A 26,311-nucleotide genomic window follows, 5' to 3' on the forward strand; every position below is an offset into this window, starting at 1 on the left:
TTGTAGTTACACGAGCTTTTCAGCTATCCTCAGTTTGGCCGATCGCGATCGCGGATTGTTACTAATTTCCTCTTCTTGAGCAATAATTGGTTTTTTTGTCAAGACTTTTAATAAAGGTGAATTTCTTAAACCATGCTTCACCGGGCGGTCTTCTAAACTATGAAAACTGATAATCGCAATTCTGCCACCAGGGACAAGGGCATTTGGGGCTTTATCTAAAAAGGTTTCTAAGGATTTTAACTCATCGTTGACGACAATTCGCAGAGCTTGAAAAACCCTGGTAGCGGGGTGAATTCTCCCATAACGGTATTTGGGAGGCACTGAAGAAGCGATCGCATCAGCCAATTCTGTAGTCGTGTGCAACGGTCGCCGTTCTACAATGCGACGAGCAATGCGCCGCGATAATCTCTCCTCACCGTACTTAAAGAAAATATCTGCTAATTCCGCTTCATCCCAATTATTGATCACATCAGCAGCAGTTAGCGATCGCCCTCGATCCATTCGCATATCTAAATTCGCGGCTTGGCGAAAGCTGAAACCCCGTTCTGCTTGGTCTAAATGGTAAGAACTTACCCCCAAATCGGCTAAAATACCATCGAAAGTGTTGGGGGGAAACTCGTAGTCAGCAAAATTGCTATAAATAAATTGTATGCGATCGCTATATTCAGCTAAATTCTTATTTGCAGCTACTAAAGCATCTTCATCTTGGTCAACTGCCGTTACCCGCACATCAGCAGCAGCTTCCAAAATCAAGCGACTATGACCACCACCACCTACCGTTACATCTAAATAATGTCCGCCTGGACGAACCGCCAAACCCTCAATTACCTCTCGTCCCAACACGGAAATATGAGAAAAAGCCAGTTCTTCTAAATTTAGCGGTGTTTCTAAATCTGATTTCATCTTTAATTTTATTTTTGTTGTTATTTCGTAGGACTTACACCAAAAACCTCTTAAACTCCTATTCCTCCGTGTCCTCTGCGTCGCGCCAGTTGCTACCCTGCGGGAACGCTAAAAGCGAACAAGTCGGGGAACCCGCCCAACGCACTGGCTTCTCTGTGGTTCGATTTAAGTCCTATTTAACACTCAATCCCAATCCTCAACATCAAGATTTTAAATGCAAAAAGAGATTAGATGAAAAAAAACCTGTGCCTCAATCCCTTGCATATCAAGCTTCCCTATAATAATTGAAGAGGTGCAACGAAATGAAACAATTACAACACCTTCGCTGCTATCCTCTCTCCAACATAACCCTGTAGAGTCAAAATTATATAGATTGCCCCTACAAACCTCATTTTGGCAGACTAGATAAATCGGCTGTGGTTGGCATCTAGGCGGTTCAATTCAAAATTTTCACGAACGGAGAACACGAAATCTATGACCAGACTAGAAACCCGCACTGAACCAATGGTGCTAAACATGGGGCCACACCACCCCTCAATGCACGGGGTTCTGCGGCTAATCATGACTCTGGATGGCGAGGATGTCGTTGACTGTGAACCAGTTATCGGCTATTTGCACCGAGGAATGGAAAAAATCGCTGAGAACCGCACTAATGTAATGTACGTCCCTTACGTTAGTCGCTGGGACTACGCGGCGGGAATGTTCAACGAAGCCGTCACTGTTAACGCCCCAGAAAAACTTGCAGGTGTCGCTGTCCCCAAACGCGCTAGCTACATCCGCGTCATCATGCTGGAGTTGAACCGCATCGCTAACCACTTGCTATGGTTTGGCCCCTTCTTAGCTGACGTAGGCGCACAAACTCCCTTCTTCTACCAGTTCCGCGAACGGGAGATGATTTATGATTTGTGGGAAGCCGCCACAGGTTATCGGATGGTAAATAACAACTACTTCCGCGTTGGTGGAGTAGCAGCCGATTTACCTTACGGCTGGGTAGATAAGTGTCTGGAATTCTGCGACTACTTATTACCCAAAGTTGATGAGTATGAACGTTTAGTAACCGATAACCCCATCTTCCGGCGACGTGTTGAAGGTATTGGTACTATTACCCGTGAAGAAGCAATTAACTGGGGACTTTCTGGCCCTATGTTACGCGCTTCTGGCGTGCAATGGGATTTGCGGAAAGTTGACCATTACGAATGCTACGACGATTTCGACTGGGATGTGCAGTGGGAAACCGCCGGTGATTGCTTTGCCCGTTACGTAGTGCGGATGCGGGAAATGCGCGAATCTGTGAAAATTATTCGCCAAGCAATTAAAGGACTTCCTGGCGGCCCTTACGAAAATCTGGAAGCCAAGCGTTTAGCTGCAGGTAAAAAATCCGAGTGGGACGCATTTGATTATCAATTCATTGGCAAAAAAGTTTCCCCCACTTTCAAGATACCGAAGGGTGAAATCTACGCCCGTGTAGAAAGTGGCAAAGGTGAATTGGGAATTTATCTGGTAGGCGATGATAACGTCTTCCCTGCACGGTGGAAGATTCGCGCCGCAGATTTCAACAACCTTCAGATTGTTCCACATTTACTGCGCGGGATGAAGGTTGCAGATATTGTGGTCATTCTCGGTAGCGTTGACGTAATTATGGGGTCTGTGGATAGGTAGATAATATCTATCTAATGTAAGTACTTTTTTAGAGCAGTTGTATTACAGTGCAACTGCTCTATTTTTTTAGCTTTGGGCAAAGCTGGCGATTATAAAGCTTTTTTTTACCTGGATGACCGTTTGTGTATTGTGACAGAAGAACTGGAGAAACGAGAACCTCAGATTATTTGTTCTTTGGCATTATTTTGTAATTCGTAATTAAGGCAATAGATGCGATAAATCGCGTCTTTTGAAAAATATTCTACGCTGCTTGATTTGCTTCTAACCAGTTAAGTAAATCCTCAATAGCTGTAAAATCCAATAAAGCCTCGCCAAGCGCTCCTAATTGCTCTAAAGGAAGAGTTTGAATGCGCCCTCGAACGTCTTGTGGTAAATAATCTCTTACCCATTTTTGTAGTAGGCTTAACACGAGTGTTTTTCCTTGTTGTTGTTTTCCACGCTCGTAACCAATACGCTCGCCTATGGTAATGTAGCTCATAGTCCGCTCCTACTCAAATTGCTTATAGGATGTTTGAAAAGTAATTTGCTGTATCTTTGCACTTATTTATCTCCCCTAACCCCCTTCAAATATCTGTAACGAGGAATGCAAACTGAATTGTTACATTAGAGTTTGAAGTATATTTATTACCTCAAGCTAGGAAAAGACAAAACATATTATTTGTAAATTTCTAAAATTCTTAATACTAAATTTATAATTTTGAATTATCTTTGGTGCAAATTAAAAATTGTAATTTCTTAATAATTTATTTTAATTTTAGTAAAAAGGTTGACTACGATTATGTTTCGTTAAAATCGAATTGCTGCTATAAATACTAGAATGTATTTAAATAAGGTCTAATAAATTACCATATAAATCCGGCAGCATTTACCTAGTCGTAATTTTAGAACCGTGCAAATTCATCCTCACTCAGAATTTAACCATAGCCGCGATCGCCGTGAACAGGGTTTGCAAAATTTACTCGACCGCCTTGTTAAATCAATTCAGCGCGATGAGTTAGTCCGGCAAACGACCAATCAACTCAGAGAATCGCTTCAGGTCGATCGGGTGGTGTTGTATTATTTTTATAGTCAGTGGCAAGGTCAAGTTACTTTTGAATCTTTGAGTTCTAAAGAATTTTCAATACTTAGTTCCACTGGCCCAGATGATTGTTTTAACAATGAGTATGCTGCTTTATACTTAGCAGGACGGGTAAGAGCGATCGCTAATATTGAATTAGAGCCAATCCAGCCTTGTCACCGAGATTTTCTCCGCAATTTGCAAGTTCGCGCCAACTTGGTTGTACCAATTGTCATTCCTAGAGGATTATGGGGATTACTAGTAGCACATCACTGTCAAGGGCCTCATGATTGGTCGTCATCAGATATAGAAATGATGCAAACAGGGGCGCAAACTCTAGCAACAGATCGTAATATTTTGGAGAGTTAAAACAATTAGCAATACTTCTCTACGAGAGGCTGCGCCCTAAGCGTAGCTATGCCGCAGGCTTTACGACTACGCTCAGTACAAGTTCGCAATTCGTAATTCGTAGTTAAAAGGGCGGTTAGAAACTGCGTCTACACAGGCAAAACCCACGGAGGTGGGTTTCAAACCCTCAATTTTTTCTAGATAAGGAGGAAGAATTATGAAATTTGGTTACACGGTCATCTGGGTAGACGATGTAGTTAAGACCGTTGAGTTTTACGAAAAAGCCTTTGGTCTAGTTCGTCGCACTCTCTTGGATAAAGGGCAATCTATCTGGGCTGAAATCGAAACCGGAAACACCACATTGGCTTTCTCCTCCACTAGCGAAGCACAAAATTTATTTCCTGGCGGCTTCCATCCCAACGATCCTGCACAACCACCGACATTAATCCAGATATCATTTATCACTCCTGATGTTGGCAGTGCTTACATGAGAGCGATCGGGGCCGGTGCAAAAGCATTAAATGCTCCTAAATCTCAACCTGGGGGACAAACAATTGCTCGTGTCCGCGATCCTAATGGCGTGTTGGTGTCGTTAGTGAGTGGGTGAAATTCTCACAAATGGATTTAGTCAAGATAGCTTTCCCATGCTTATGATTCAGTCAATATAGAGAAAGTCACGGGTTAAACTGTCTGTTGAGGACTTAGAAGTTAAATTGAATTTATAACTCTTAACTCTTGACTTTCCAATGGATTCAAATCCAGCATTGTGTGCAGCGATCGCCAATCACATTACTAATACTCCCCAGCAACGAATTACTTTCGCCGAATTCATGGATTTGGCACTATACCACCCTGAATACGGCTACTATTCCAGCGATGCAGTCAAAATAGGCTTTAAAGATAGTGATTTTTTTACCTCTCCCAACCTCTGTTCTGACTTTGGTGAATTACTAGCAGAACAATTTTTGCAAATGTGGGAGATTTTAGGAAAACCTGTACCCTTTTCTTTGGTAGAAATGGGAGCAGGTCAAGGACTGCTAGCTTTGCATATCCTTAAATATCATCAGCTACACTACCCAGATTTTTTTACGGCGCTAGAGTACATTATTGTTGAAAAGTCGCCAATTTTAAGACAAGAACAGCAGCAACGCTTGCAAGATTTCCCCGTGCGTTGGTGCAATTTAGAGGAGATACCACCAAATGCGATCGCAGGCTGCTTTTTTTCCAACGAGTTAGTAGATGCTTTCCCCGTCCATCAATTCATCCTAGAAACAGGAGAACTTAGGGAAATTTATGTAACCACAGATAAGAATGAAAAAGAAACTAATGCCCCATACCCTTCATTTGCGGAAGTTATAGGGGAACCTTCAACGCCCCAACTGGCTGAATATTTAGACTTAGTGGAAATGAACTTTACTCAAAGTGCATATCCAGATGGCTACCGTAGTGAAATTAATTTAGCTGCTCTAGACTGGTTGAGTATAGTAGCAGACCGCTTGCAGCGCGGCTATGTGTTAACAATTGATTATGGCTACCCCGCCAGCCGTTACTACAATCCCAGGCGATCGCAAGGAACCCTACAGTGTTATTATCATCATCGTTTCCATGACAACCCCTATATCAATATTGGGCGACAAGATATCACAGCCCATGTTGACTTTACAGCTTTGGAACGCTGGGGCCAGAAGTGTAACTTAAAGAATGTTGGTTTTATCCAGCAGGGATTATTTTTGATGGCGTTGGGGTTAGGCGATCGGATTGCAGCCCTTTCTTATCAAAAGCAACCCCTCTTGGAGTTACTACAGCGCCGGGATGCACTACACCAGCTTATAGATCCTACAGGACTAGGCGGCTTTGGAGTCTTAATTCAGAGCAAAGGTCTGGACAATACAGAAATTTCTCAGTCACTAAAAGGCTTGACACTGCCAGAGTGAACGTTAATTTGAAAAGTTAAAACTCTATTTAAGAATGCAGTATTAGTCTTATTTAGACTAGCATAACAGTGATTACTGTAAAGTTAAACACACTACCAAAGTAATAATTATGTCCACTCATGACCTGTTAATGCTAGCAACACTACTTACTCCCGGTATTTTACTTTCAGTGATAATTATGTTGACTTTTGCTGCCGGTGGTTGATTGCCAGAGTTAGGGAGTAACAAAACTGGATTTAGGATTCTATCTTAAATTTCAAATAAGTACTTCCCAACTAAATTTGAATCAAACAATGCGATGTTCGCAATGGGCTATGACGCTCGATGACTCGCTCTAAGCGTAAAGCCTACGGCATAGCTTCGTTTAGGGCGCAGCCTCTCATAGAGACGCTACGCAAACGCTATCGGTGACGCTGTATTAAAGGAACGTAAAAAATGAAGGTGGCATTTCTGGGAACTGGACTGATGGGACTACCAATGGCTCAAAGGTTATTAGCCGCAGATATACAGCTAGTTGCCTACAATCGTACCCCAGAAAAATTAGCACCACTACAAGCAGCTGGGGCTGAAATTGCTACACATCCCCGCCACGCCATTCGTGCTGCTGAGTGCGTAATTCTCATGCTGACTAATGCCCCAGCCATTTATAATGTGTTGCTTTCAGATACTGCTTGGCAAACTCTGGAAGGGCGCACGATTATCCAAATGGGAACAATTACTCCCACAGAAAGCCAGGAAATTAGAGATGCAATAGTTGGTGGTGGTGGTGAGTATTTAGAAGCACCAGTATTAGGGAGTATCCCAGAAGCACAAGCTGGCAAGTTGAGTGTGATGGTAGGGGCAGAGCCAGAACAATATCAACGGCACTTGAAGTTACTCCAAAATTTTGGGACAGAACCTTTACTTATCGGGCCAGTAGGATCTGCGGCGGCGCTTAAATTGGCACTAAATCAACTAATAGCTTCTCTAACAACTAGCTTTGCTCTGAGCCTGGCTTTTGTCCAGCGTCAGGGTGTTGATGTGGATATGTTTATGCAAATCTTGCGCGACAGTCCACTCTACGCACCTACCTTTGACAAAAAGCTACAACGTATGTTGGATGGCAATTATGCCGAACCGAATTTCCCTACAAAACATTTGCTCAAAGATACAGAATTGTTTATCTCTGAAGCGAAATCTCGAAGTTTGGATCTCAGCAGTATTAAAGGTGTGCGGCAAATCTTGCAAACAGCCGTGAAAATGTCATTTGCTGATGATGATTATTCATCACTATTTTCTGTAATTAAAGAATGGGGAGAGTGATGGAGGAATAAATGGAGGAATAAATTTAAGTAGGGTAGCACAGTTAGCTGTGCTACCCTACTTAAAAGTTTTTTACACCCCGGCATCCCTGATATGCGTGTTGAAAATGCTGAATTAAAAGGTTTTAATCTTTAAATAACGATATTACTGCCCATTAGTAGTTGATTGAGGAAATGGTAGAGATTCAGTCTGGGGTTGAGGCTGAGGTTCAGGTTTAGGATTGAGAAAATCCTGCCAAGTCTTAATTTGCTCTTGCGCCGCACTGTAAGCAGCACTACCGCGTGGAATCGATTTTGCAATATCAATCCCTCTAGCAATATCAGACTGACCTTGAGAGCGGGCTATTTCTAACAATTGCTGACTCCATTGGTCAATAGCCAGATTCGCATCCATACGTAAGATGCTATTGTTTGAAACCCGATCTGCCAACCGTATTGCTTCAACCAAAGCTTCTGGCGTACCAGCCGCGCCAACTTCTTGAGCTTTTTTCCAGTTTTCTCTAGTGCGGATTTGCCCTTCCCAATCATTTATCGCAGCTTGCGCTTCTTGTGAAAGCGCCCTTCCAGATGAGGCAATTTGTTGAGCGGCGCTAATGGCGGCGGTGAGATTTCCACTCTGAGCCAGTTCTTGTGCTTGATCCAAGTAGGGTTGGTCTTGAATTCGCTGAATTTTTCCTACCCAAGTCCGAATTCTTTTCCGTGCTTCTGGATATAATGCCCGACCTCTACGAATTTCGCTGGCCTGAGCGATCGCAGCTTGTAAGGAGTTGATATCATCGAATACAGCTATCTGTTCGGCACGTTCTAAGTACGGTTGGTCTTCAATTGTCTCCACTTGGGCACGCCAGCGATCCATTTCTTGTCTAGCTTCGGTGGCCCTGGGGTTAGTTGCAGGGATGAGCTGCACCTGGGCGATCGCTGCTGTTAAATTAGGGACTGTTCCCTGGCTAGCCAACATTCTCGCTTTTTCTAGATTGGCGACATCTTCAATTTCTAACTGCCAACGAGCAATCAGTTGCTGGGCTTCGTTATACACTGGTCTGGAAGGATCGATTTGTTGTGCTTGAGCAATCGCAGCCTCTAGACCAGAAACATTACCTATCCAAGCACTTCTTTTCGCGTCAGCTATGGCGATAAAATCGTCTGTTTCTCCCTGTAGTTTCGTACTCTCTGGAATTTGTCTAGCAATATTCAGTGCTTCTTCTGCATCCTGCTTGTCTAGTTTTGCCTGTGCCAATTCCAGCATTTTGCGTCCAAATGCGGGAATTGCTTCCTGAGCTTTTTGGTAAAGGTAACTTTCCTGCCCAATAGACTCAGCTAGCTTGATGGCTTCCAGTAAATTATCGACTACTTTGCTGCTTGCTAAACTTTCTGCTTTTCCTAGCTTATCGCCATCTTCGCGGGCTGCGGCGATTAGACGATTCAATTGGTCGTATTTAGTACCCGCCCAGTATTGATTGTCTACGCGCAGCATTTTGGCGGATAACATGAATGCCGATTGCCAGCGCCGTTCTTTTACTTCGGCGATCGCACCATTGTATGTTTCTTCTGCTTTTGTCCAAATTGACTGCCATTTGTCAACTTGTTCATCGACTAATTTATAAGCTGACACATCTTCGGGTATCTTGCGAGCAGTAGCGATCGCTTCCTCTAAATTCCCTGTTTGGAAACTTTGATCGGCTAGCTTCAAAATATCCCGCGACCATTCTTCGATGAAACGATCGATTTCTCCATGCAACGGGTGATTTTGTGGTAGTTGCTTCACCAGAGCGATCGCTTGCAATAGGTCGTTCACTGTTTGCTTAGAAGCCGCCAACTGAGCGCAATGTAGACGCACAGAAGCACTAGCTAGGGGCCAGAAAATCGAGGGGCAATTAGGAGCAGTTGGCAACTTGAGCAGCATTGCCATTGCCAAGAATCCTACACTGCCGGGAATCAACATTAGTAGTACTAGCCACAATGTCCAGCTTTTCATCCAGCGTGGCCATTTCCCAGAAGCACTACTGAGTTGGGCAGTTTCTTCTGAATGACTATTTATAGGTAATCCTTGTGTATCGTTTTTTTTTCGCCGCTTCACTGACTTGGAAGTAGAACCAGTAGGTGGGACACCAAATGGTTGAGTTTCACCGAATTGTTCTGTTCGGGATAATCTTTTGTTTTGATCTGGCTCTCTATCACTGGCTGAAGACCAACTGTCTGGAATATCCCGCTCTGTCATCTCTCACACCAAAATAATTGAATAGCGCTCTGTTTTAGGTCGATAATTCCATTGATGCCATAGTAACTTTCTCGCGATCAAAAAGCTACTTTTTTTGATTATCCCTCTCCACAGAATACTATGTTCAATCTAAAAAATTAGTGTCGTTTTATACTTTATCCTGAAACAGTAGATTCAGCTTGCAAATCGGCAATTAGTTGAGCTAACTGATCGCTACTTGCCTGGTAAACGTTGCTGCAAAAGTCGCAAGTTGCTTCAGCACCATTATCTTTAACAATCATATCTTGCAGTTCGGCTTCTCCTAAAATTTTCAGTGCCCCCAAAACGCGATCGAAAGAACAACCACAGTGGAAGCGCAGCATTTGCCGTTCGGAAAAGATTTCCAGCCCCATATCGCCCAAAAGATCGCTAAAGATTTCAGTCAAATTCTTTCCGGCTTGCAACAATGGCGTAAATCCTGCCAAACCAGCGACCCGTGATTCTAAGGTTTCTACGAGGGCTTCATCTCTGGCAGCTTTGGGTAACACTTGTATTAGTAATCCTCCAGCCGCAGTTACTCCCCCTGCTCCCACAAACACACCTAAAACTAAAGCTGAAGGTGTTTGTTCAGAATTCACCAGATAATGAGCCACATCATCGCCAATTTCACCAGAAACTAGTTCTACCGTACTAGAGTAAGGATAACCATAACCGACATCTCGCACAACGTAGAGGTAGCCACCACCCACTGCACCACCAACATCTAGCTTACCTTTGGCATTAGGAGGTAATTCTATAGATGGATTCCCCACATACCCGCGTACCGTACCATCTAAGCCAGCATCTACCAATATGCCGCCTAAAGGACCATCGCCTTTCACCCGCACATTGACCCTTGATCCACTTCGCTTCATACTAGAAGCCATTAACAAGCCCGCCGCCATAGTGCGACCCAGTGCTGCCGTTGCCACATAGGAGAGCTTGTGTCGCTGCCGTGCTTCTTCTGTTAAACGTGTGGTGATCACACCTACGGCACGAATTCCACCTTCGGCTGCTGTTGCACGAATTAACTGATCCGCCATGAATAACCTTACATTTCTTAACAAGTTCACTTTTTCTATTCTAAGTTCTCTGCTGCAAGAAAAGTAACGTAGTGGGGTGTCACGTAAATAAACGGCTGTTATTGGTCATTGCTCACTTTTACTGAGCGTATCCTCCGCTAACGCGCAGCGTCTCGTAGAGAAGTCGTTGGCGCAGGGTCTCGTAGAGAAGTCGTTGGCGTAGCCTCTCGTAGAGAAGTATTTATCATTAGTTATTTCCAAAGGACAAAGGACTAATGACAAAGACTATTTGCAATATTAGAAATAGCGATGTCTCACTTTTAGGCAATCTTAGAAAAATGCTAGGTAATTTTCAACAAAGTCAACTGCGAATCGAAATTGAAGCGTCAACAGATGCAATTCGTGACAGTCTGCTGCATCCGGTACAACTAGAAAAATGGCTCTTAGGACAACGCTTTGCGCCAGGAATGCCAGAAGAACTACTTCCGGGATTTCAGTTTACTACCTGGACTGGGCCAGTCTCAATTCATCATCAAGTAGACGTTGTAAAATCCAACTGTCTCCGTTTGCTACTCAGTGGAGGTATTGACGGGTTTCATGAATGGTATTGGGGAGAAGGTTGGGTGCAATCCCGCTTGGAAGGAGTTTCACTTTTGCCCTTGAATTTGGGTCAAACCTTGAGTCTGTTGAGCTTGCGTCAATTTCTGGCAACTCAAGGAGGTTGAATCGACTGAATGTGAAGAGATTGGGAATTGGGGTATGGGGCACAAGAGGCAGAGGGGAAGAGAGCAGGGAGCAGAGGGGAAAGAGCTAATTTTTATTCTGCCCTTGCCCATGACCCTTGCTCCCTGCTCCCCGGCTTCTTTTCTTAGTCTGTATGTCCTTATTCCCCAGTTCAAGGATCAGAAATAATACCTGCAATAATTTTTACCAGGACAGATAAATATTCTGGAACTTGATAGCGTTTCTGGTCTTGAGCCACCTGACGATTCGCACGATGATAAAGTCCAAAATGCCAGTCTTCACAAGTCGTAACTGCTTCATATAGAAGTTCAGATATAGATTTAGTCCATTGGTCAAGTGCTATGAATTCAACAGCGAGTTGAGTAAAACCTCGAACTAAATCTGATTGTTTAGCTTCAATGACTAATAAATTTTGAGGCGCTGCAATCAATATAGTAGTCGAGAGTCCCTTTCAGATAATCGTTGATAGCAATAGAATATTCTATATTGAGTCTCTTAAGTCTCTGATTAGTTAAATAACATACTTCAATTTACCTGATTCTAATTCGGCTTTACCACCAACACCGAACAATTAGCTTCTTCCACAACTTGACTGCTAACAGAACGCTGGACAATTCGTTTCATCCCAATCAATCCCCGACTACCAATTATAATTAAGTTAGCTTTGTAAATATTGGCAAGACGAATAATCTCTTCGGCAGGATCGCCAGTTACCAATTCTAACTCACTTGGGACTGATAATTTTTCCTGATAGGATTGCAGCTGTTTTTCCAGTTGAAAATAAGAAAAGGTTGGGGACTCCGGCTGAGGACGATCGGCAGGTATTTCCATTTCAGACTCTGGTGTAGGAAATACATGACAGAGAATAACCTTGGCATCTTTTGATAACACCAAATTATCTAAACTCTGAATTACTCGTTCTCCCATTTCCGAACCGTCCAGAGCTATCAAAATATTCTTTAGCACTGCTCTCGTCTCCTATAAGAGTAGACCCCGTTACATAAGTATGTAGTAAAACTTGTTAGCAGCTACACTAAATTATTTTTATATTTGCCTACTTAGTATATATTTTCAAGGTTATGCGATGAATTGGTTTCACCCAAATTTGACGCTAGTACATTGTAGTAAGATATTTTCGCCAGTCATTTGGGGACGCTAAGGCTTACTAACATAATCAGTAAGTAAAATACAATAGGCGGGCAATGTCTAGTAGATGCCCGCCATAACCCTGAAAGCAGGGTAGCAAATGCTTTATTTGCTACCTATAAAGTGACTTTTGTCAACAGTCTTAAACAAAATTAACCATTCCAAATCACTCCTCTTGCTGAATTCGGCGGCGGACTGAATCAGCATGAGAAGGTAAACCTTCTGCTGTTGCTAGCACATCAATAGCACCAGCCACATTTTGCAGCGCAGTTTGGGAGTATTGAATAATACTGGAATGTTTGAGGAAAGTTTCTACCCCTAACGCCGAAGCATAGCGGGCAGCGCCAGAAGTTGGCAAGGTGTGGTTAGGCCCTGCCAAATAGTCTCCTACAGCTTCTGGTGTGGAGTAACCCAAAAAGATTGCCCCAGCGTGGCGAATCTCTGGTAGGAGTGCCCAAGGGTCTTTTACTTCTAATTCCAGGTGTTCAGGGGCAAATTCATTTGAGAGTTCTGCTGCTGCTTGGAGCGATTCCACAAGGACAATCAACCCATAATGAGCGATCGCTTTTTCTGTGTCTATTCGCCGTGGATGATCCACTAGCTGTCTTTCCAAGGCTACTTGCACGTTTTTCGCCAAAGCCGCATCTGTTGTCAGCAAGATTGCTGCCGCCATTGGATCGTGTTCGGCTTGGGCTAGCAAGTCAGCAGCTACATGCACCGCATTTGCGCTTTCATCGGCAATCACCAGCACTTCACTGGGGCCTGCCAAAGAATCAATACCGACGGTGCCATATACAAGTTTTTTCGCAAGGGTGACATAAATGTTACCAGGGCCAGTAATCACATTGACTTTCGGAATTGTTTCTGTGCCATAGGCTAAAGCAGCGATCGCTTGTGCGCCCCCAATGCGATAAATTTCTTGCACTCCTGCTTCTTGGGCAGCTACTAAGACTGCTGGGTTAATTACACCCCCTGGACCTGGTGGTGTCACCATCACTATATGAGGTACAGCAGCAACATGAGCGGGAATTGCATTCATCAGCACTGTACTAGGATAGGCGGCGCGACCACCAGGTACATACAGCCCCGCTCGGTCTACAGGGGTGTAGCGTTTGCCCAGTACTACTTCATCGTCGCCAAAGTGTACCCAGCTTTTTGGTACTCGCTGACGATGAAACGCTTCAATTTGGCGGCAAGCTAGCCGAACTGCGCCCAACAACTCCTTTGACACCTGCTGATAGGCTGCATCTAGTTCCGAGCCTGTAACTCGGAGTTCTTCTGCTTTCAGGGTTTGTTTGTCAAATTCGGCTGTGTAATGCAATACAGCTTTATCGCCTTGGCGCTTCACTGCTTGCAAAACTTCCCGCACCGTTGCTTCTTTGTGAAGCACCTGTTCGTCATGGGTGCGATCGCAGATCCGTTGCAGTTCTGCTCTAACGTCTGCCTGCTGAGTAATGATTCGCAGCATGGAGTAAGGACAATGCCAAAATTATAATATTCACACCTGAGATTTAGTATTGCTCTTGACCCACTGGGGTGTGCAAGCTGACTCTAATTCTCTTCTCTAGCTTAACCTGGATTTTTTTGATACTCTCAAGGTTGCCAGCAGATGGTTTGCTTGAGAAGGCGACTTAATTGCTCAGTCCGACAATCCTTAACAGAATAGCGGCAGGATGTGGGTGTCCCATTTCCCATTACCCTTATGCCCTTTCCTTCACTCCTTGCGGGGTTCAGGTGGAGTGTTTGCACATCCAAGCCCCCAGATTTACAGGGGGTAGGGTCTGAGTATAATTTTTACTTATTTTTCTAACTTCTCAGTAGTTTTCATCTGTACAGACACGATATGTATCGCTTCTATACTTTGATAACCCCTGAAATTTAGCTGTTTACAGTTCTTTGCCTCTGACAATACATCCTAAAATTTAGGAAAGATTACATTGGCAATCACAGCGCTTTCTCAGGTAGTGGTGAGTTAGGGTAACAGTTTTATTTTGATATAGCTTATTTTAACGCATTTCCTAAATTGACGACACACTCAATTGCGGACTGGAGAGATTTAGAAAGCAGGGGAAGCAGAACTATTGTCCAATGGCAGGTTTTTTTTAGGAAATTCTAACATTGGCAATTTGGATGCTATATTAGTAAGTCTAGTAGTGTGTGTACATATTAATAGTATTTTTGGAATTGACTGTGGCGAATACAAAGTCTGCTCTCAAGCGTGCCCAAATCGCAGAACGTAACCGACTGCGTAACAAAGCTTACAAATCAGCAGTTAAGACGCTGATGAAGAAATACTCTAATGCTGTAGCTGTCTATGCAGCTAATCCTACCCCAGAATTACAAGAAGAAGCACAGGCTCGATTATCCGAAGCTTACGGCAAAATCGATAAAGCAGTCAAACGGGGTGTCCTTCACCCCAACAATGGGGCAAGGAAAAAGTCGAGATTGGCTCATAAACTAAAGCCCATCACTCAAACAGCAGCTGAATAGTCATTGTTGAGCCAGTGCGATCTTTTAACTGAGTGAGTCACTAGGTTACAAATTTTCTGAAGCTGTAGTAATTAATTGGCGTAAAACGCCAGTTGCTCATCCAAAGCTAGTGTAATTTTGAAGGTTTTCAGACCACATTTGCTCTATGCCTTTTAACCCGTTTACAGCAGGGTTGCACCATGAGTAACTGGTTTTGTTTATGCCGATGAAAACAAGTGACGGGCGTGGTTTACCTCTGGAAAATTTGGCGATGATCGCTTAGTGGCTACCACAGGAGAAAAATTCACCCGAAGGATGATTTGTCCTTAGTCGCGATTGGGGCTAACAATTTTATGACTAACGACAAAGAACAAAGAATGCAACTAGTAGACACGCACGTTCATCTCAACTTTGATACTTTTCAGCCGGATTTAGCAACAGTGCGATCGCGGTGGCAAGAAGCAGGAGTAGTGCGTTTAGTACATTCTTGTGTTCACCCAGGTGAGTTTTCCACCATTCAATCCATAGCACACCAGTTTCCTGAAATCAGCTTTGCGGTGGGATTGCACCCTCTAGATGCTGAGAAATGGAATAGCGAAACAGCCGAGAAAATCAAAACTTTAGCGAGTTCTGACTCGAATGTAGTAGCAATTGGGGAAATGGGGCTGGATTTTTACAAAGCTGATAACTATGAGCATCAGCTTTTGGTATTTGAGTCACAGTTAGCGATCGCATCTGAACTCAACTTACCAGTGATTATCCACTGCCGCGATGCTGCTGTGGCAACCAGAGAAGTTTTGCAAAAATGGCGGGAACTTAAGGGAGAAAGAGTGCGGGGTGTTATGCATTGCTGGGGAGGAACGCCAGAAGAAACCCAATGGTTTCTTGATTTAGGCTTCTACATCAGCTTTAGTGGGACGGTAACGTTCAAAAATGCCAAAGCAATCCAATCATCAGCTGCGATTGTGAGTAGCGATCGCCTACTGATTGAAACAGACTGCCCATTTCTCGCCCCAGTTCCTAAACGCGGACAGAGGCGTAACGAGCCTGCCTACGTACTTTATGTAGCCGAGCAAGTAGCTAAACTGCGTCAAGAAACGGTAGAAGCGATCGCCCATCAAACCACCAAAAATGCCTGTGAATTGTTTGGTCTGTCAATCTAAAGTGGGCTTTAATCTCTCTTATTCAGTTGTGCTAAAAAAATAAAACTCTAGGGGGACAAAAATATGCTAATATTATTCCCTCAAAAACATTTTGCGTGCGTCATAATGATAAAGGAAGGAACCTAAAATTTCTGAGCCTAATTTTCAGTGATGTTATCGGCTTGGCCATCCTCCAAATCTCTACAAGCGGATGCTCTCCACACATGACTAACCTTGCCAAACCAGGTTGAGCTAGAGTTTTTTTGCACAACATCGGCTTCTGTGTATTTAACCTATACAAAATCCTTAAACGAAATTGCCTTGTGAGTACAATCCAGCAAAACGAAGTAATTCTGATTCAAAGCCGACAAGTGCGGATCGTTCCCTCAGTCTTAGGATATCTAAGATATCGCTGAGAGTATAAATAGCCGGGTGGATTTAAAACACACCGTCTAGAGCTGCGTCAGCAAATTAACGCGCTTTTTGGAGGGGAAATGAAGAACGTAGATAAAACTCAGGAATATCTCAACTGTATATTCTTCTTAAATCAAGACTATAGTGAGTTTTTGGTGTCTGAGTACCCGATTAGGGGCAATTATCCCCTTGTCCAAATTGCTCATTCCAGCTTTAATCGCTGCGTTTGCCCACACCTGTAAATAGCAAGTGTGTCAAAAGTTCCCAAACAACTAAGGACACTGACTAGCAGTGGGAAGCGTCAAACAGCAGTGTCCAAGGAAAAATTTTACCAGGTTGACAAAGGAAGAGGCATGACTAAAGAAACATACATGGAACCCGCCTTTCTGTTGCCCGACTTGATTGAAATCCAGCGATCGAGCTTTCGCTGGTTTTTGGAAGAAGGGCTGATAGAAGAACTTAACTCCTTTAGTCCTATTACAGATTATACGGGCAAATTAGAATTGCACTTTTTGGGTCATAACTACAAACTCAAGGAGCCAAAGTATAGCGTCGAAGAAGCCAAGCGGCGGGATAGTACTTATGCCGTCCAAATGTATGTTCCCACACGGTTGATTAATAAGGAAACCGGGGAAATCAAAGAGCAAGAGGTATTCATTGGTGACTTGCCTTTGATGACCGATCGCGGCACGTTTATTATTAACGGAGCCGAACGGGTAATTGTCAACCAAATCGTGCGATCGCCAGGCGTTTATTACAAATCAGAAATCGACAAAAACGGGCGACGTACTTATTCAGCTAGCTTAATTCCCAACCGGGGAGCATGGCTGAAATTTGAAACAGACCGTAACGATTTGGTGTGGGTACGTATCGACAAAACCCGCAAACTCTCAGCGCAGGTACTACTAAAAGCTTTAGGGTTATCAGACAACGAAATCTTTGATGCCTTACGCCACCCCGAATATTTCCAAAAAACCATCGAAAAAGAAGGGCAATTTTCTGAAGAAGAAGCCCTGATGGAGTTATATCGGAAACTGCGTCCTGGTGAACCACCTACGGTCCTAGGTGGACAACAACTGCTAGACTCTCGTTTCTTTGACCCGAAACGTTATGACCTTGGTCGCGTCGGACGGTACAAACTCAACAAGAAATTGCGCCTTTCAGTCCCAGACACCATGCGGGTGTTGACTGCTGGCGATATTTTGGCAGCCGTAGATTACCTAATTAACCTAGAATATGACATCGGTAATATCGATGACATTGACCACTTAGGCAACCGTCGGGTAAGAAGCGTCGGTGAATTACTGCAAAACCAAGTGCGGGTAGGCTTAAACCGTTTAGAGAGAATTATTCGGGAACGGATGACCGTATCCGATGCCGAAGTGCTAACTCCCGCTTCCTTGGTGAACCCCAAACCATTGGTAGCAGCAATTAAAGAATTCTTTGGTTCCAGCCAGTTAAGTCAGTTCATGGATCAAACCAATCCTCTCGCCGAACTGACCCACAAACGCCGTCTGAGCGCCCTTGGCCCTGGTGGTTTAACCCGCGAACGCGCTGGTTTTGCCGTGCGGGATATTCACCCTAGTCACTATGGGCGTATTTGCCCCATTGAGACACCAGAAGGTCCTAACGCCGGATTGATTGGCTCCTTAGCAACCCATGCGCGGGTTAACCTGTACGGCTTCCTCGAAACACCATTTAGACCTGTGGAAAATGGGCGAGTTAGATTTGATCTGCCTCCAGCCTACATGACAGCCGATGAAGAAGACGACCTGCGGGTTGCTCCGGGAGATATTCCTGTAGATGAAACCGGGCACATTATTGGGCCACTAGTGCCAGTCCGTTATCGTCAAGAATTTTCCACCACAACACCAGAACAGGTGGACTACGTAGCAGTATCTCCCGTACAGATTGTGTCGGTAGCAACCAGCATGATTCCCTTCTTGGAGCATGATGACGCTAACCGAGCGCTGATGGGATCGAACATGCAACGGCAAGCAGTACCCCTGCTAAAACCAGAACGTCCTCTGGTGGGTACTGGTTTGGAAGCACAAGGAGCAAGAGACTCCGGGATGGTAATTGTATCGCGTACCGATGGCGATGTTACTTATGTGGATGCCACGGAAATTCGCGTCCGTCCTAAACCTAATACCCCAGAAATTAAGTACACCCTTTCAAAGTACCAACGTTCCAACCAAGACACCTGTTTAAATCAGAAACCTCTCGTCCGCATTGGTGAACGGGTTGTTGCTGGTCAGGTATTGGCTGATGGCTCCTCCACCGAAGGCGGTGAATTGGCGCTAGGACAAAATATCGTCGTTGCCTATATGCCTTGGGAAGGCTACAACTACGAAGATGCGATTTTAATCTCTGAAAGACTGGTGCAGGATGATGTCTACACCTCAATTCACATTGAAAAATATGAAATTGAAGCTAGACAAACCAAACTAGGGCCAGAAGAAATTACCAGAGAAATTCCCAATGTCGGGGAAGATGCCTTGCGTCAGTTGGATGAACAAGGAATCATTCGTATAGGGGCATGGGTAGAAGCTGGAGATATCTTGGTGGGTAAGGTAACACCCAAAGGTGAATCTGACCAACCACCAGAAGAAAAACTATTGCGGGCGATCTTCGGTGAAAAAGCGCGGGATGTCCGGGATAATTCCCTACGAGTACCAAATGGTGAAAAAGGTCGTGTAGTTGATGTACGCTTGTTTACTCGTGAACAAGGCGATGAACTGCCACCAGGAGCCAATATGGTAGTCCGGGTGTACGTTGCCCAAAAACGCAAAATCCAAGTTGGCGACAAAATGGCAGGACGGCACGGTAATAAAGGGATTATTTCTCGGATATTACCGGCGGAAGATATGCCTTATTTGCCCGATGGTTCACCAGTGGACATTGTACTCAACCCCTTGGGTGTACCCAGCCGGATGAACGTCGGACAAGTATTTGAGTGCCTCTTGGGTTGGGCTGGTCAAACCTTGGGAGTGCGATTTAAGATTACTCCCTTTGATGAAATGTACGGGGAAGAGTCATCTCGCCGAATCGTGCATGGCAAATTGCAAGAAGCACGAGACGAAACAGGGAAAGACTGGGTATATAACCCAGATAACCCAGGCAAAATCATGGTGTATGACGGTCGTACAGGTGAACCCTTTGACCGAGCAATTACCATCGGTGTGGCTTACATGCTGAAGCTGGTGCATTTGGTGGATGATAAGATCCACGCCCGTTCCACAGGCCCATACTCACTCGTGACTCAGCAACCCTTGGGTGGTAAAGCACAACAAGGTGGTCAGAGATTTGGAGAAATGGAAGTGTGGGCATTGGAAGCCTTTGGTGCAGCTTACACTTTACAGGAATTGCTCACAGTTAAATCTGACGATATGCAAGGACGGAATGAAGCGTTAAATGCGATCGTTAAAGGTAAGGCAATTCCTCGGCCTGGAACTCCAGAATCATTTAAGGTGCTAATGCGCGAGTTGCAATCATTAGGGTTAGATATTGCTGTACACAAGGTAGAAACCCAAGCAGACGGCAGTTCCCTAGATGTGGAAGTCGATTTGATGGCAGACCAATCAGCCCGTCGCACACCTCCTCGACCAACTTATGAATCTCTTTCCCGCGAATCGCTGGAAGATGACGAATAAGAATTAGAGAATCGGGCATCGGGCATAGGGAATGGGAAAAATTCCCAATGCCCCGTTCCCAATGTTGTAAAACTAAATATACTCAAAACTCATAACTCGAAACTCAGCACTTAAGTATGAGACCTGCCCAAACTAATCAGTTTGACTACGTAAAAATCGGCTTGGCTTCCCCCGAACGCATTCGGCAGTGGGGCGAAAGAACATTGCCTAATGGTCAAGTAGTCGGTGAAGTTACCAAGCCAGAGACGATTAATTACCGAACTCTCAAGCCAGAAATGGATGGCTTGTTTTGTGAACGCATCTTTGGCCCCGCGAAAGATTGGGAATGCCATTGTGGTAAGTATAAAAGAGTTCGTCACAGAGGCATTGTCTGTGAGCGCTGTGGGGTAGAAGTCACCGAGTCACGGGTGCGCCGCCACCGTATGGGCTATATTAAACTCGCTGCACCAGTAGCTCACGTCTGGTATCTCAAAGGCATTCCTAGCTATATTTCCATCCTGTTGGATATGCCATTGCGGGATGTCGAGCAGATTGTCTATTTCAACTCTTATGTTGTCCTGAGTCCAGGTAATGCCGAAACTTTAACTTACAAACAGCTACTGAGTGAAGACCAGTGGTTGGAAATAGAAGACCAAATTTATAGCGAAGATTCTGTGCTGCAAGGCGTAGAGGTAGGTATTGGGGCTGAAGCGCTGTTGCGTTTGCTTGCCGATATCAATTTGGAACAAGAAGCGGAAAGCCTACGCGAAGAAATTGGCAACGCCAAGGGACAAAAGAGAGCCAAGCTAATTAAGCGACTGCGGGTAATTGACAACTTTATCGCTACTGGTTCTAAACCAGAGTGGATGGTAATGGCAGTTATTCCCGTTATTCCCCCCGACTTGCGCCCAATGGTGCAACTAGATGGCGGACGGTTTGCCACCAGCGATTTAAATGATTTGTATCGGCGGGTAATTAACCGCAACAATCGTTTGGCACGCTTGCAAGAAATTTTGGCACCAGAGATTATCGTGCGGAACGAAAAGCGGATGCTGCAAGAAGCAGTGGATGCTTTGATTGACAATGGTCGTCGGGGACGCACTGTGGTAGGGGCAAATAACCGACCCCTGAAATCTTTGTCCGACATTATTGAGGGTAAGCAAGGCCGTTTCCGACAAAACTTGTTAGGTAAACGGGTTGACTACTCTGGACGTTCGGTAATTGTAGTCGGGCCAAAGCTGAAAATTCACCAGTGCGGTTTGCCTAGAGAAATGGCAATTGAGCTATTTCAGCCATTTGTGATTAACCGCCTGATTCGTAGCGGCATGGTAAATAACATCAAAGCTGCGAAAAAGCTGATATCCCGCAACGATCCCAGTGTTTGGGATGTGCTGGAAGAGGTAATTGAAGGACACCCTGTAATGCTAAATCGGGCACCAACGTTGCACCGTTTGGGTATTCAGTCTTTTGAACCAATTTTAGTAGAAGGTAGAGCGATTCAACTTCATCCTCTGGTGTGTCCAGCCTTTAACGCCGACTTTGACGGCGACCAAATGGCGGTACACGTCCCTCTGTCATTAGAAAGTCAGGCTGAAGCGCGGTTGTTGATGTTGGCTTCTAACAATATTTTGTCACCAGCCACGGGTAAACCCATCATCACGCCTAGCCAAGATATGGTGTTGGGAGCCTATTATTTAACAGCAGAAAATCCCGGTGCGACAAAAGGGGCAGGAAATTACTTTTCTTCGCTAGAGGATGTAATTATGGCTTTTCAGCAAGATCAAATTGACTTGCACGCCTATATTTACGTAAGGTTTGACGGCGAAATAGAATCAGACCAACCGGATACAGAACCCGTGAAAGTGACGGAAAACGAGGATGGTACCCGCACATTACTCTATAAGTTCCGTCGAGTCAGACAAGACGCTAAGGGCAATGTACTTTCACAGTATATATACACAACTCCTGGCCGCGTTATTTACAACAATGCCATTCAGGAAGCACTAGCAAGTTAATTCGTAATTTCTAATTCGTAATTCGTAATTAAAGAATTAATTACGAATTACGTAGCTTGCTTCTCGCGTTTGGCGAGTATTACGAATTATTAATTATTGATGACTCAGGACTAATGATTAATGACTAACGAAAAAATGATTTTTCGCAATCGCGTGGTTGACAAAGGTCAACTGAGAAATTTAATTTCTTGGGCTTTTACGAATTATGGTACAGCGCGAACCGCAGTGATGGCGGACAAATTGAAAGATTTGGGATTTCGCTATGCTACCAAAGCAGGGGTTTCCATCAGTGTAGATGACTTGATGATACCACCAACTAAGCGATTACTCTTAGAAGCAGCCGAGGAAGAAATTCGCGCTACTGAAACCCGTTATCAACGGGGAGAAATCACTGAAGTAGAACGCTTTCAAAAGGTAATCGATACTTGGAATGGTACCAGTGAAGCTTTGAAAGATGAAGTAGTCGTTCACTTCAAGAAGACTAATCCCCTAAACTCCGTATACATGATGGCGTTCTCCGGGGCACGGGGTAACATCTCACAAGTCCGGCAGTTGGTGGGGATGCGGGGACTGATGGCAGATCCTCAAGGGGAAATTATCGATTTACCTATCAAAACCAACTTCCGTGAAGGGTTAACTGTGACGGAATACATTATTTCGTCTTACGGTGCCAGAAAAGGATTGGTGGATACTGCCTTACGGACGGCTGACTCTGGTTATCTCACCCGCCGATTGGTGGACGTTTCCCAGGATGTAATTATTCGGGAATTTGACTGTGGCACTACCAGAGGTCTTACCATTGGACCAATGACAGAAGGTGCTAAAACCTTGATTCCTCTAGCAACCCGCTTGATGGGACGGGTAATTGGCGAAGATGTGGTGCATCCAGTCACAAAAGAATTGATTGCAGCACGCAATTCGCCAATTCCTGAAGACTTGGCGAAGAAAATTGAAAAGTCTGGGGTGGGAGAAGTTGTGGTGCGATCGCCCCTAACTTGTGAAGCCGCACGTTCTGTCTGTCAACACTGCTACGGCTGGAGTTTGGCACACGCCAAGATGGTGGATTTGGGCGAAGCTGTAGGGATTATTGCTGCCCAAAGTATCGGCGAACCTGGTACTCAGTTAACCATGCGGACATTCCACACTGGTGGGGTGTTTACTGGAGAAGTGGCACAACAAGTTCGTTCCAAAATTGATGGGACTGTCAAACTTCCCCGCAAACTGAAAACCAGAACATATCGTACCCGCCACGGGGAAGATGCCCTCTATGTTGAAGCTAATGGCATCATGCTTTTGGAGCCAACAAAAGTAGGTGATGTTACTCCAGAGAACCAAGAGGTTCATCTTACCCAAGGTTCAACACTATATGTATTTGATGGAAATAAGGTAAAACAAGGTCAGTTGTTGGCAGAGGTTGCCCTTGGTGGACGTACAACTCGGACTAATACAGAAAAAGCAGTTAAAGATGTCGCCTCTGACTTAGCAGGGGAAGTGCAATTTGCCGAAGTTGTTCCAGAACAAAAAACTGACCGTCAAGGTAATACCACAACTACAGCCGCACGCGGTGGTTTGATTTGGATTTTGTCTGGGGAAGTTTACAACTTGCCACCTGGGGCAGAATTGGTGGTGAAAAATGGTGATGCGATCGCTGCTAATGGAGTTTTAGCAGAAACCAAATTAGCCAGTTTACACGGCGGTGTGGTGCGCTTGCCAGAAGCTACCCCAGGTAAGAGTACCAGGGAAATTGAGATTATCACTGCTTCTGTGGTTTTAGACCAAGCAACCGTGACAGTCCAAAGTTCTCAAGGTCGTAATAACTACTTAGTATCTACTGGCAACAACCAGGTATTTAACCTCCGGGCTACACCGGGCACAAAAGTGCAAAATGGTCAAGTAGTAGCTGAGTTAATTGATGACCGCTATCGCACAACCACTGGTGGATTCCTGAAATTTGCTGGTGTAGAAGTCCAGAAAAAAGGCAAAGCCAAGCTGGGCTATGAAGTCGTGCAGGGCGGTACCTTGTTGTGGATTCCTGAAGAAAGCCACGAAGTTAATAAAGATATCTCCTTGCTGTTGGTAGAAGACGGTCAGTTTGTCGAAGCTGGCACCGAAGTCGTGAAAGATATCTTCTGCCAAAACAGTGGTGTGGTAGAAGTGACCCAGAAAAACGACATCCTGCGGGAAGTCGTGGTGAAGCCAGGGGAACTGCTGATGGTTGACGATCCAGAATCAGTCATCGGGAGAGATAACACCTTCATCCAACCTGGTGAGGAATTCCAAGGTAATGTCGCCACGGAATTACGTTATATCCAGTATGTGGAAACACCAGAAGGTCCTGCCCTGTTGAGTCGTCCAGTAGTCGAGTTTGCTGTACCAGATAATCCCGACGTGCCATCTACTACATCGGTAAGTCAACAAACCGGGCGATCGATTCAATTAAGAGCGGTACAGAGACTACCTTACAAAGATTCAGAACGTGTCAAATCTGTTGAAGGTGTAGAACTACTGCGAACCCAGCTAGTGCTAGAAATTGAGCAAGAGGGCGAACAAGACCATAATGCTTCTCCACTAGCAGCAGATATTGAATTAGTAGAGGATACTGAAAATCCAGAAGTTCAACGTTTACAACTGGTAATTTTGGAATCCTTGGTAATTCGTCGAGACATTACCGCCGATGCCACCCAAGGTAGCACCCAGACCACACTTGAGGTATACGATGGGTTAACCATCGCCCCAGGTTCTGTAGTCGCACGTACCCAAATCTTGTGTAAAGAAGGTGGGGAAGTACGAGGCGTCCGCAAAGGAACCGAAAACGTGCGTCGCTGCTTAGTGTTGCGCGACGTTGACAGGCTCACCATTAATACTAGTACTCAGCCAAAAGTGAAAGTGGGTGACTTGCTAGTAGAAGGTACAGAAGTTGCTCCTGGAGTTTTTGCCCCAGAATCAGGACAGGTAGTAGATATTAAAAATGCCGCTGCTGCATCTGGTGGAGAATCAGCTCTGAGTACTAAAAACTACGTTATTACTACCCGCATTGGTCGTCCTTATCGAGTCAGCCCTGGTGCTGTGTTGCAGATAGAAGACGGCGATTTGGTACAACGGGGTGATAACTTGGTGTTGCTGGTGTTTGAACGCGCCAAAACCGGAGATATCATTCAAGGTTTGCCCCGGATTGAGGAACTACTTGAAGCTCGTAAACCGAAAGAAGCCTGTATTTTATGTCGTCGGGGCGGAGAAGTTAAGGTAGTTTACGCTGAAAGTGGTGATGAAGCGATCGCTATTAAGGTCGTAGAATCAAATGGCGTGGTGACAGATTATCCTCTGGGCCCTGGACAGAACTTGATTGTGCCAGATGGATCAATAGTATTAGCGGGACAACCCTTAACTGATGGTCCATCGAATCCCCACGAAATTTTGGAAATCTTCTTTAGCCTTGGTTCCGAAGACGGAATCTATGCTTGTGCTAGCCTTGCCTTGCAGAAGGTACAGACATTCTTAGTGAATGAAGTGCAAATGGTGTATCAGTCTCAAGGGATTGATATTTCCGATAAGCACATTGAAGTAATTGTTCGCCAGATGACCAACAAGGTCAGGATTGATGATGGTGGTGACACCACCATGCTCCCCGGCGAATTGGTAGAACTGCGCCAAGTTGAGCAGGTGAACGAAGCTATGGCAATTACAGGCGGTGCGAGGGCACAGTATACCCCAGTATTGTTAGGTATCACCAAAGCATCGTTGAACACTGACAGCTTCATTTCAGCAGCATCCTTCCAAGAGACAACACGGGTACTTACCGAAGCAGCTATTGAAGGTAAATCTGACTGGCTGCGCGGGTTAAAGGAAAACGTGATTATCGGCCGATTGATTCCGGCTGGTACTGGGTACAATACCTATGAAGAACCCGGTGCGATCGATGATTATGCTGCTGAGATTAGCAGTAGTGTCTTGGATGAAGTTGATGATCCTCTGGATATGGTCTTAGATGACCGCACAGCTCGTACCTATAATTTAGATTCTCCGACTCTTGGGGAATCTGGTTTTGGTAGCAGACGTGCAGAGAGGTCAGTTCTAGATGATGAAGATGAATTAATCGCCGATGAAGTCGTAGACGACGACGATTTCGAGGAAGAAGAGGAAGACGACGAGGATGATTTCGACGACGAATAGAAACTTGAAATTTCGCGTCTCTATTAAAATGTAAAAAGTAAAAAGGCAAAAGAAATTTTCTTTTGCCTTTTTATTTTGCTTTATAAAAACACATTTTTAAATCCTCAATGTTCTGGTTT

At 44.7% G+C, this 26,311-nt stretch carries 18 protein-coding genes; 11 read left to right on the top strand and 7 right to left on the bottom strand.

All coding sequences use genetic code 11. The features are described 5' to 3' along the window. Nucleotides 1-6: 6 nt before the first annotated feature. On the bottom strand, nt 7-903 hold the full coding sequence (gene rsmH, locus NPUN_RS25125; protein WP_012411269.1) for a 16S rRNA (cytosine(1402)-N(4))-methyltransferase RsmH: 897 nt from the start codon (nt 901-903) through the stop codon (nt 7-9). 474 nt (nt 904-1,377) lie between these two features. Here rsmH and NPUN_RS25135 point away from each other — a divergent pair, with 474 nt between their 5' ends. Then, complete coding sequence (locus NPUN_RS25135; RefSeq protein WP_012411270.1) at nt 1,378-2,562, top strand: NAD(P)H-quinone oxidoreductase subunit H; 1,185 nt, start codon at nt 1,378-1,380, stop codon at nt 2,560-2,562. Between the two features lie 241 nt (nt 2,563-2,803). Here NPUN_RS25135 and NPUN_RS25140 read toward each other — a convergent pair whose 3' ends face one another. Further along, nucleotides 2,804-3,040 (bottom strand): DUF4351 domain-containing protein, encoded by a 237-nt coding sequence (locus NPUN_RS25140; protein WP_012411271.1) that lies wholly within the window; start codon nt 3,038-3,040, stop codon nt 2,804-2,806. Nucleotides 3,041-3,451: 411 nt separating this feature from the next. Here NPUN_RS25140 and NPUN_RS25145 point away from each other — a divergent pair, with 411 nt between their 5' ends. From NPUN_RS25145 to NPUN_RS25160, 4 genes are all read left to right on the top strand, one after another. After that, nucleotides 3,452-3,988: a GAF domain-containing protein gene (locus tag NPUN_RS25145; protein ID WP_012411272.1), complete on the top strand. Its 537-nt coding sequence runs from the start codon at nt 3,452-3,454 to the stop codon at nt 3,986-3,988. Between the two features lie 196 nt (nt 3,989-4,184). Beyond that, the gene (locus tag NPUN_RS25150) at nt 4,185-4,574 is read left to right on the top strand and encodes a VOC family protein (RefSeq protein ID WP_012411273.1); all 390 of its coding nucleotides are present in this window, start codon (nt 4,185-4,187) and stop codon (nt 4,572-4,574) included. A gap of 139 nt (nt 4,575-4,713) precedes the next feature. Beyond that, nucleotides 4,714-5,901 (top strand): class I SAM-dependent methyltransferase, encoded by a 1,188-nt coding sequence (locus tag NPUN_RS25155; protein WP_012411274.1) that lies wholly within the window; start codon nt 4,714-4,716, stop codon nt 5,899-5,901. A 435-nt stretch (nt 5,902-6,336) separates the two neighbouring features. Then, entirely contained in the window at nt 6,337-7,203 is an 867-nt protein-coding gene (locus NPUN_RS25160; protein WP_012411275.1) for an NAD(P)-dependent oxidoreductase, read from the top strand. 144 nt (nt 7,204-7,347) lie between these two features. On the opposite strand, the gene NPUN_RS25165 is transcribed toward NPUN_RS25160, so the two are convergent. Together NPUN_RS25165 and hslO are read right to left on the bottom strand one after the other, a co-directional pair. Then, nucleotides 7,348-9,420, bottom strand: a complete 2,073-nt coding sequence (locus tag NPUN_RS25165) for a type 2 periplasmic-binding domain-containing protein (RefSeq protein ID WP_012411276.1) — start codon at nt 9,418-9,420, stop codon at nt 7,348-7,350. A gap of 155 nt (nt 9,421-9,575) precedes the next feature. Continuing rightward, nucleotides 9,576-10,481: an Hsp33 family molecular chaperone HslO gene (gene hslO, locus NPUN_RS25170; protein ID WP_012411277.1), complete on the bottom strand. Its 906-nt coding sequence runs from the start codon at nt 10,479-10,481 to the stop codon at nt 9,576-9,578. A 317-nt stretch (nt 10,482-10,798) separates the two neighbouring features. On the opposite strand from hslO, the gene NPUN_RS25175 reads away from it, so the two are divergent. Further along, nucleotides 10,799-11,185: a hypothetical protein gene (locus NPUN_RS25175; RefSeq protein ID WP_052304649.1), complete on the top strand. Its 387-nt coding sequence runs from the start codon at nt 10,799-10,801 to the stop codon at nt 11,183-11,185. Nucleotides 11,186-11,355: 170 nt separating this feature from the next. Here NPUN_RS25175 and NPUN_RS25180 read toward each other — a convergent pair whose 3' ends face one another. From NPUN_RS25180 to hisD, 3 genes are all read right to left on the bottom strand, one after another. Continuing rightward, nucleotides 11,356-11,634, bottom strand: a complete 279-nt coding sequence (locus NPUN_RS25180; protein WP_012411279.1) for a hypothetical protein — start codon at nt 11,632-11,634, stop codon at nt 11,356-11,358. 110 nt (nt 11,635-11,744) lie between these two features. Then, nucleotides 11,745-12,170: a universal stress protein gene (locus NPUN_RS25185; RefSeq protein WP_012411280.1), complete on the bottom strand. Its 426-nt coding sequence runs from the start codon at nt 12,168-12,170 to the stop codon at nt 11,745-11,747. 346 nt (nt 12,171-12,516) lie between these two features. Continuing rightward, entirely contained in the window at nt 12,517-13,818 is a 1,302-nt protein-coding gene (hisD, locus tag NPUN_RS25190) for a histidinol dehydrogenase (RefSeq protein WP_012411281.1), read from the bottom strand. A gap of 722 nt (nt 13,819-14,540) precedes the next feature. Between hisD and rpsT the strand changes: the two genes are divergently transcribed. From rpsT to NPUN_RS25215, 5 genes are all read left to right on the top strand, one after another. Then, a complete protein-coding gene (rpsT, locus tag NPUN_RS25195) occupies nt 14,541-14,840 on the top strand; it encodes a 30S ribosomal protein S20 (protein WP_041565609.1) in 300 nt (99 codons plus the stop codon). 356 nt (nt 14,841-15,196) lie between these two features. Further along, nucleotides 15,197-15,982 (top strand): TatD family hydrolase, encoded by a 786-nt coding sequence (locus tag NPUN_RS25200; protein WP_041566408.1) that lies wholly within the window; start codon nt 15,197-15,199, stop codon nt 15,980-15,982. 746 nt (nt 15,983-16,728) lie between these two features. After that, nucleotides 16,729-20,028 (top strand): DNA-directed RNA polymerase subunit beta, encoded by a 3,300-nt coding sequence (rpoB, locus tag NPUN_RS25205; RefSeq protein WP_012411284.1) that lies wholly within the window; start codon nt 16,729-16,731, stop codon nt 20,026-20,028. A 116-nt stretch (nt 20,029-20,144) separates the two neighbouring features. Further along, nucleotides 20,145-22,022 (top strand): DNA-directed RNA polymerase subunit gamma, encoded by a 1,878-nt coding sequence (locus tag NPUN_RS25210; RefSeq protein WP_012411285.1) that lies wholly within the window; start codon nt 20,145-20,147, stop codon nt 22,020-22,022. A 120-nt stretch (nt 22,023-22,142) separates the two neighbouring features. After that, a complete protein-coding gene (locus NPUN_RS25215; protein ID WP_012411286.1) occupies nt 22,143-26,192 on the top strand; it encodes a DNA-directed RNA polymerase subunit beta'' in 4,050 nt (1,349 codons plus the stop codon). The last annotated feature ends 119 nt before the right edge of the window (nt 26,193-26,311 follow it).

The sequence above is a fragment of the Nostoc punctiforme PCC 73102 genome (assembly GCF_000020025.1).
Classification (GTDB): domain Bacteria; phylum Cyanobacteriota; class Cyanobacteriia; order Cyanobacteriales; family Nostocaceae; genus Nostoc; species Nostoc punctiforme.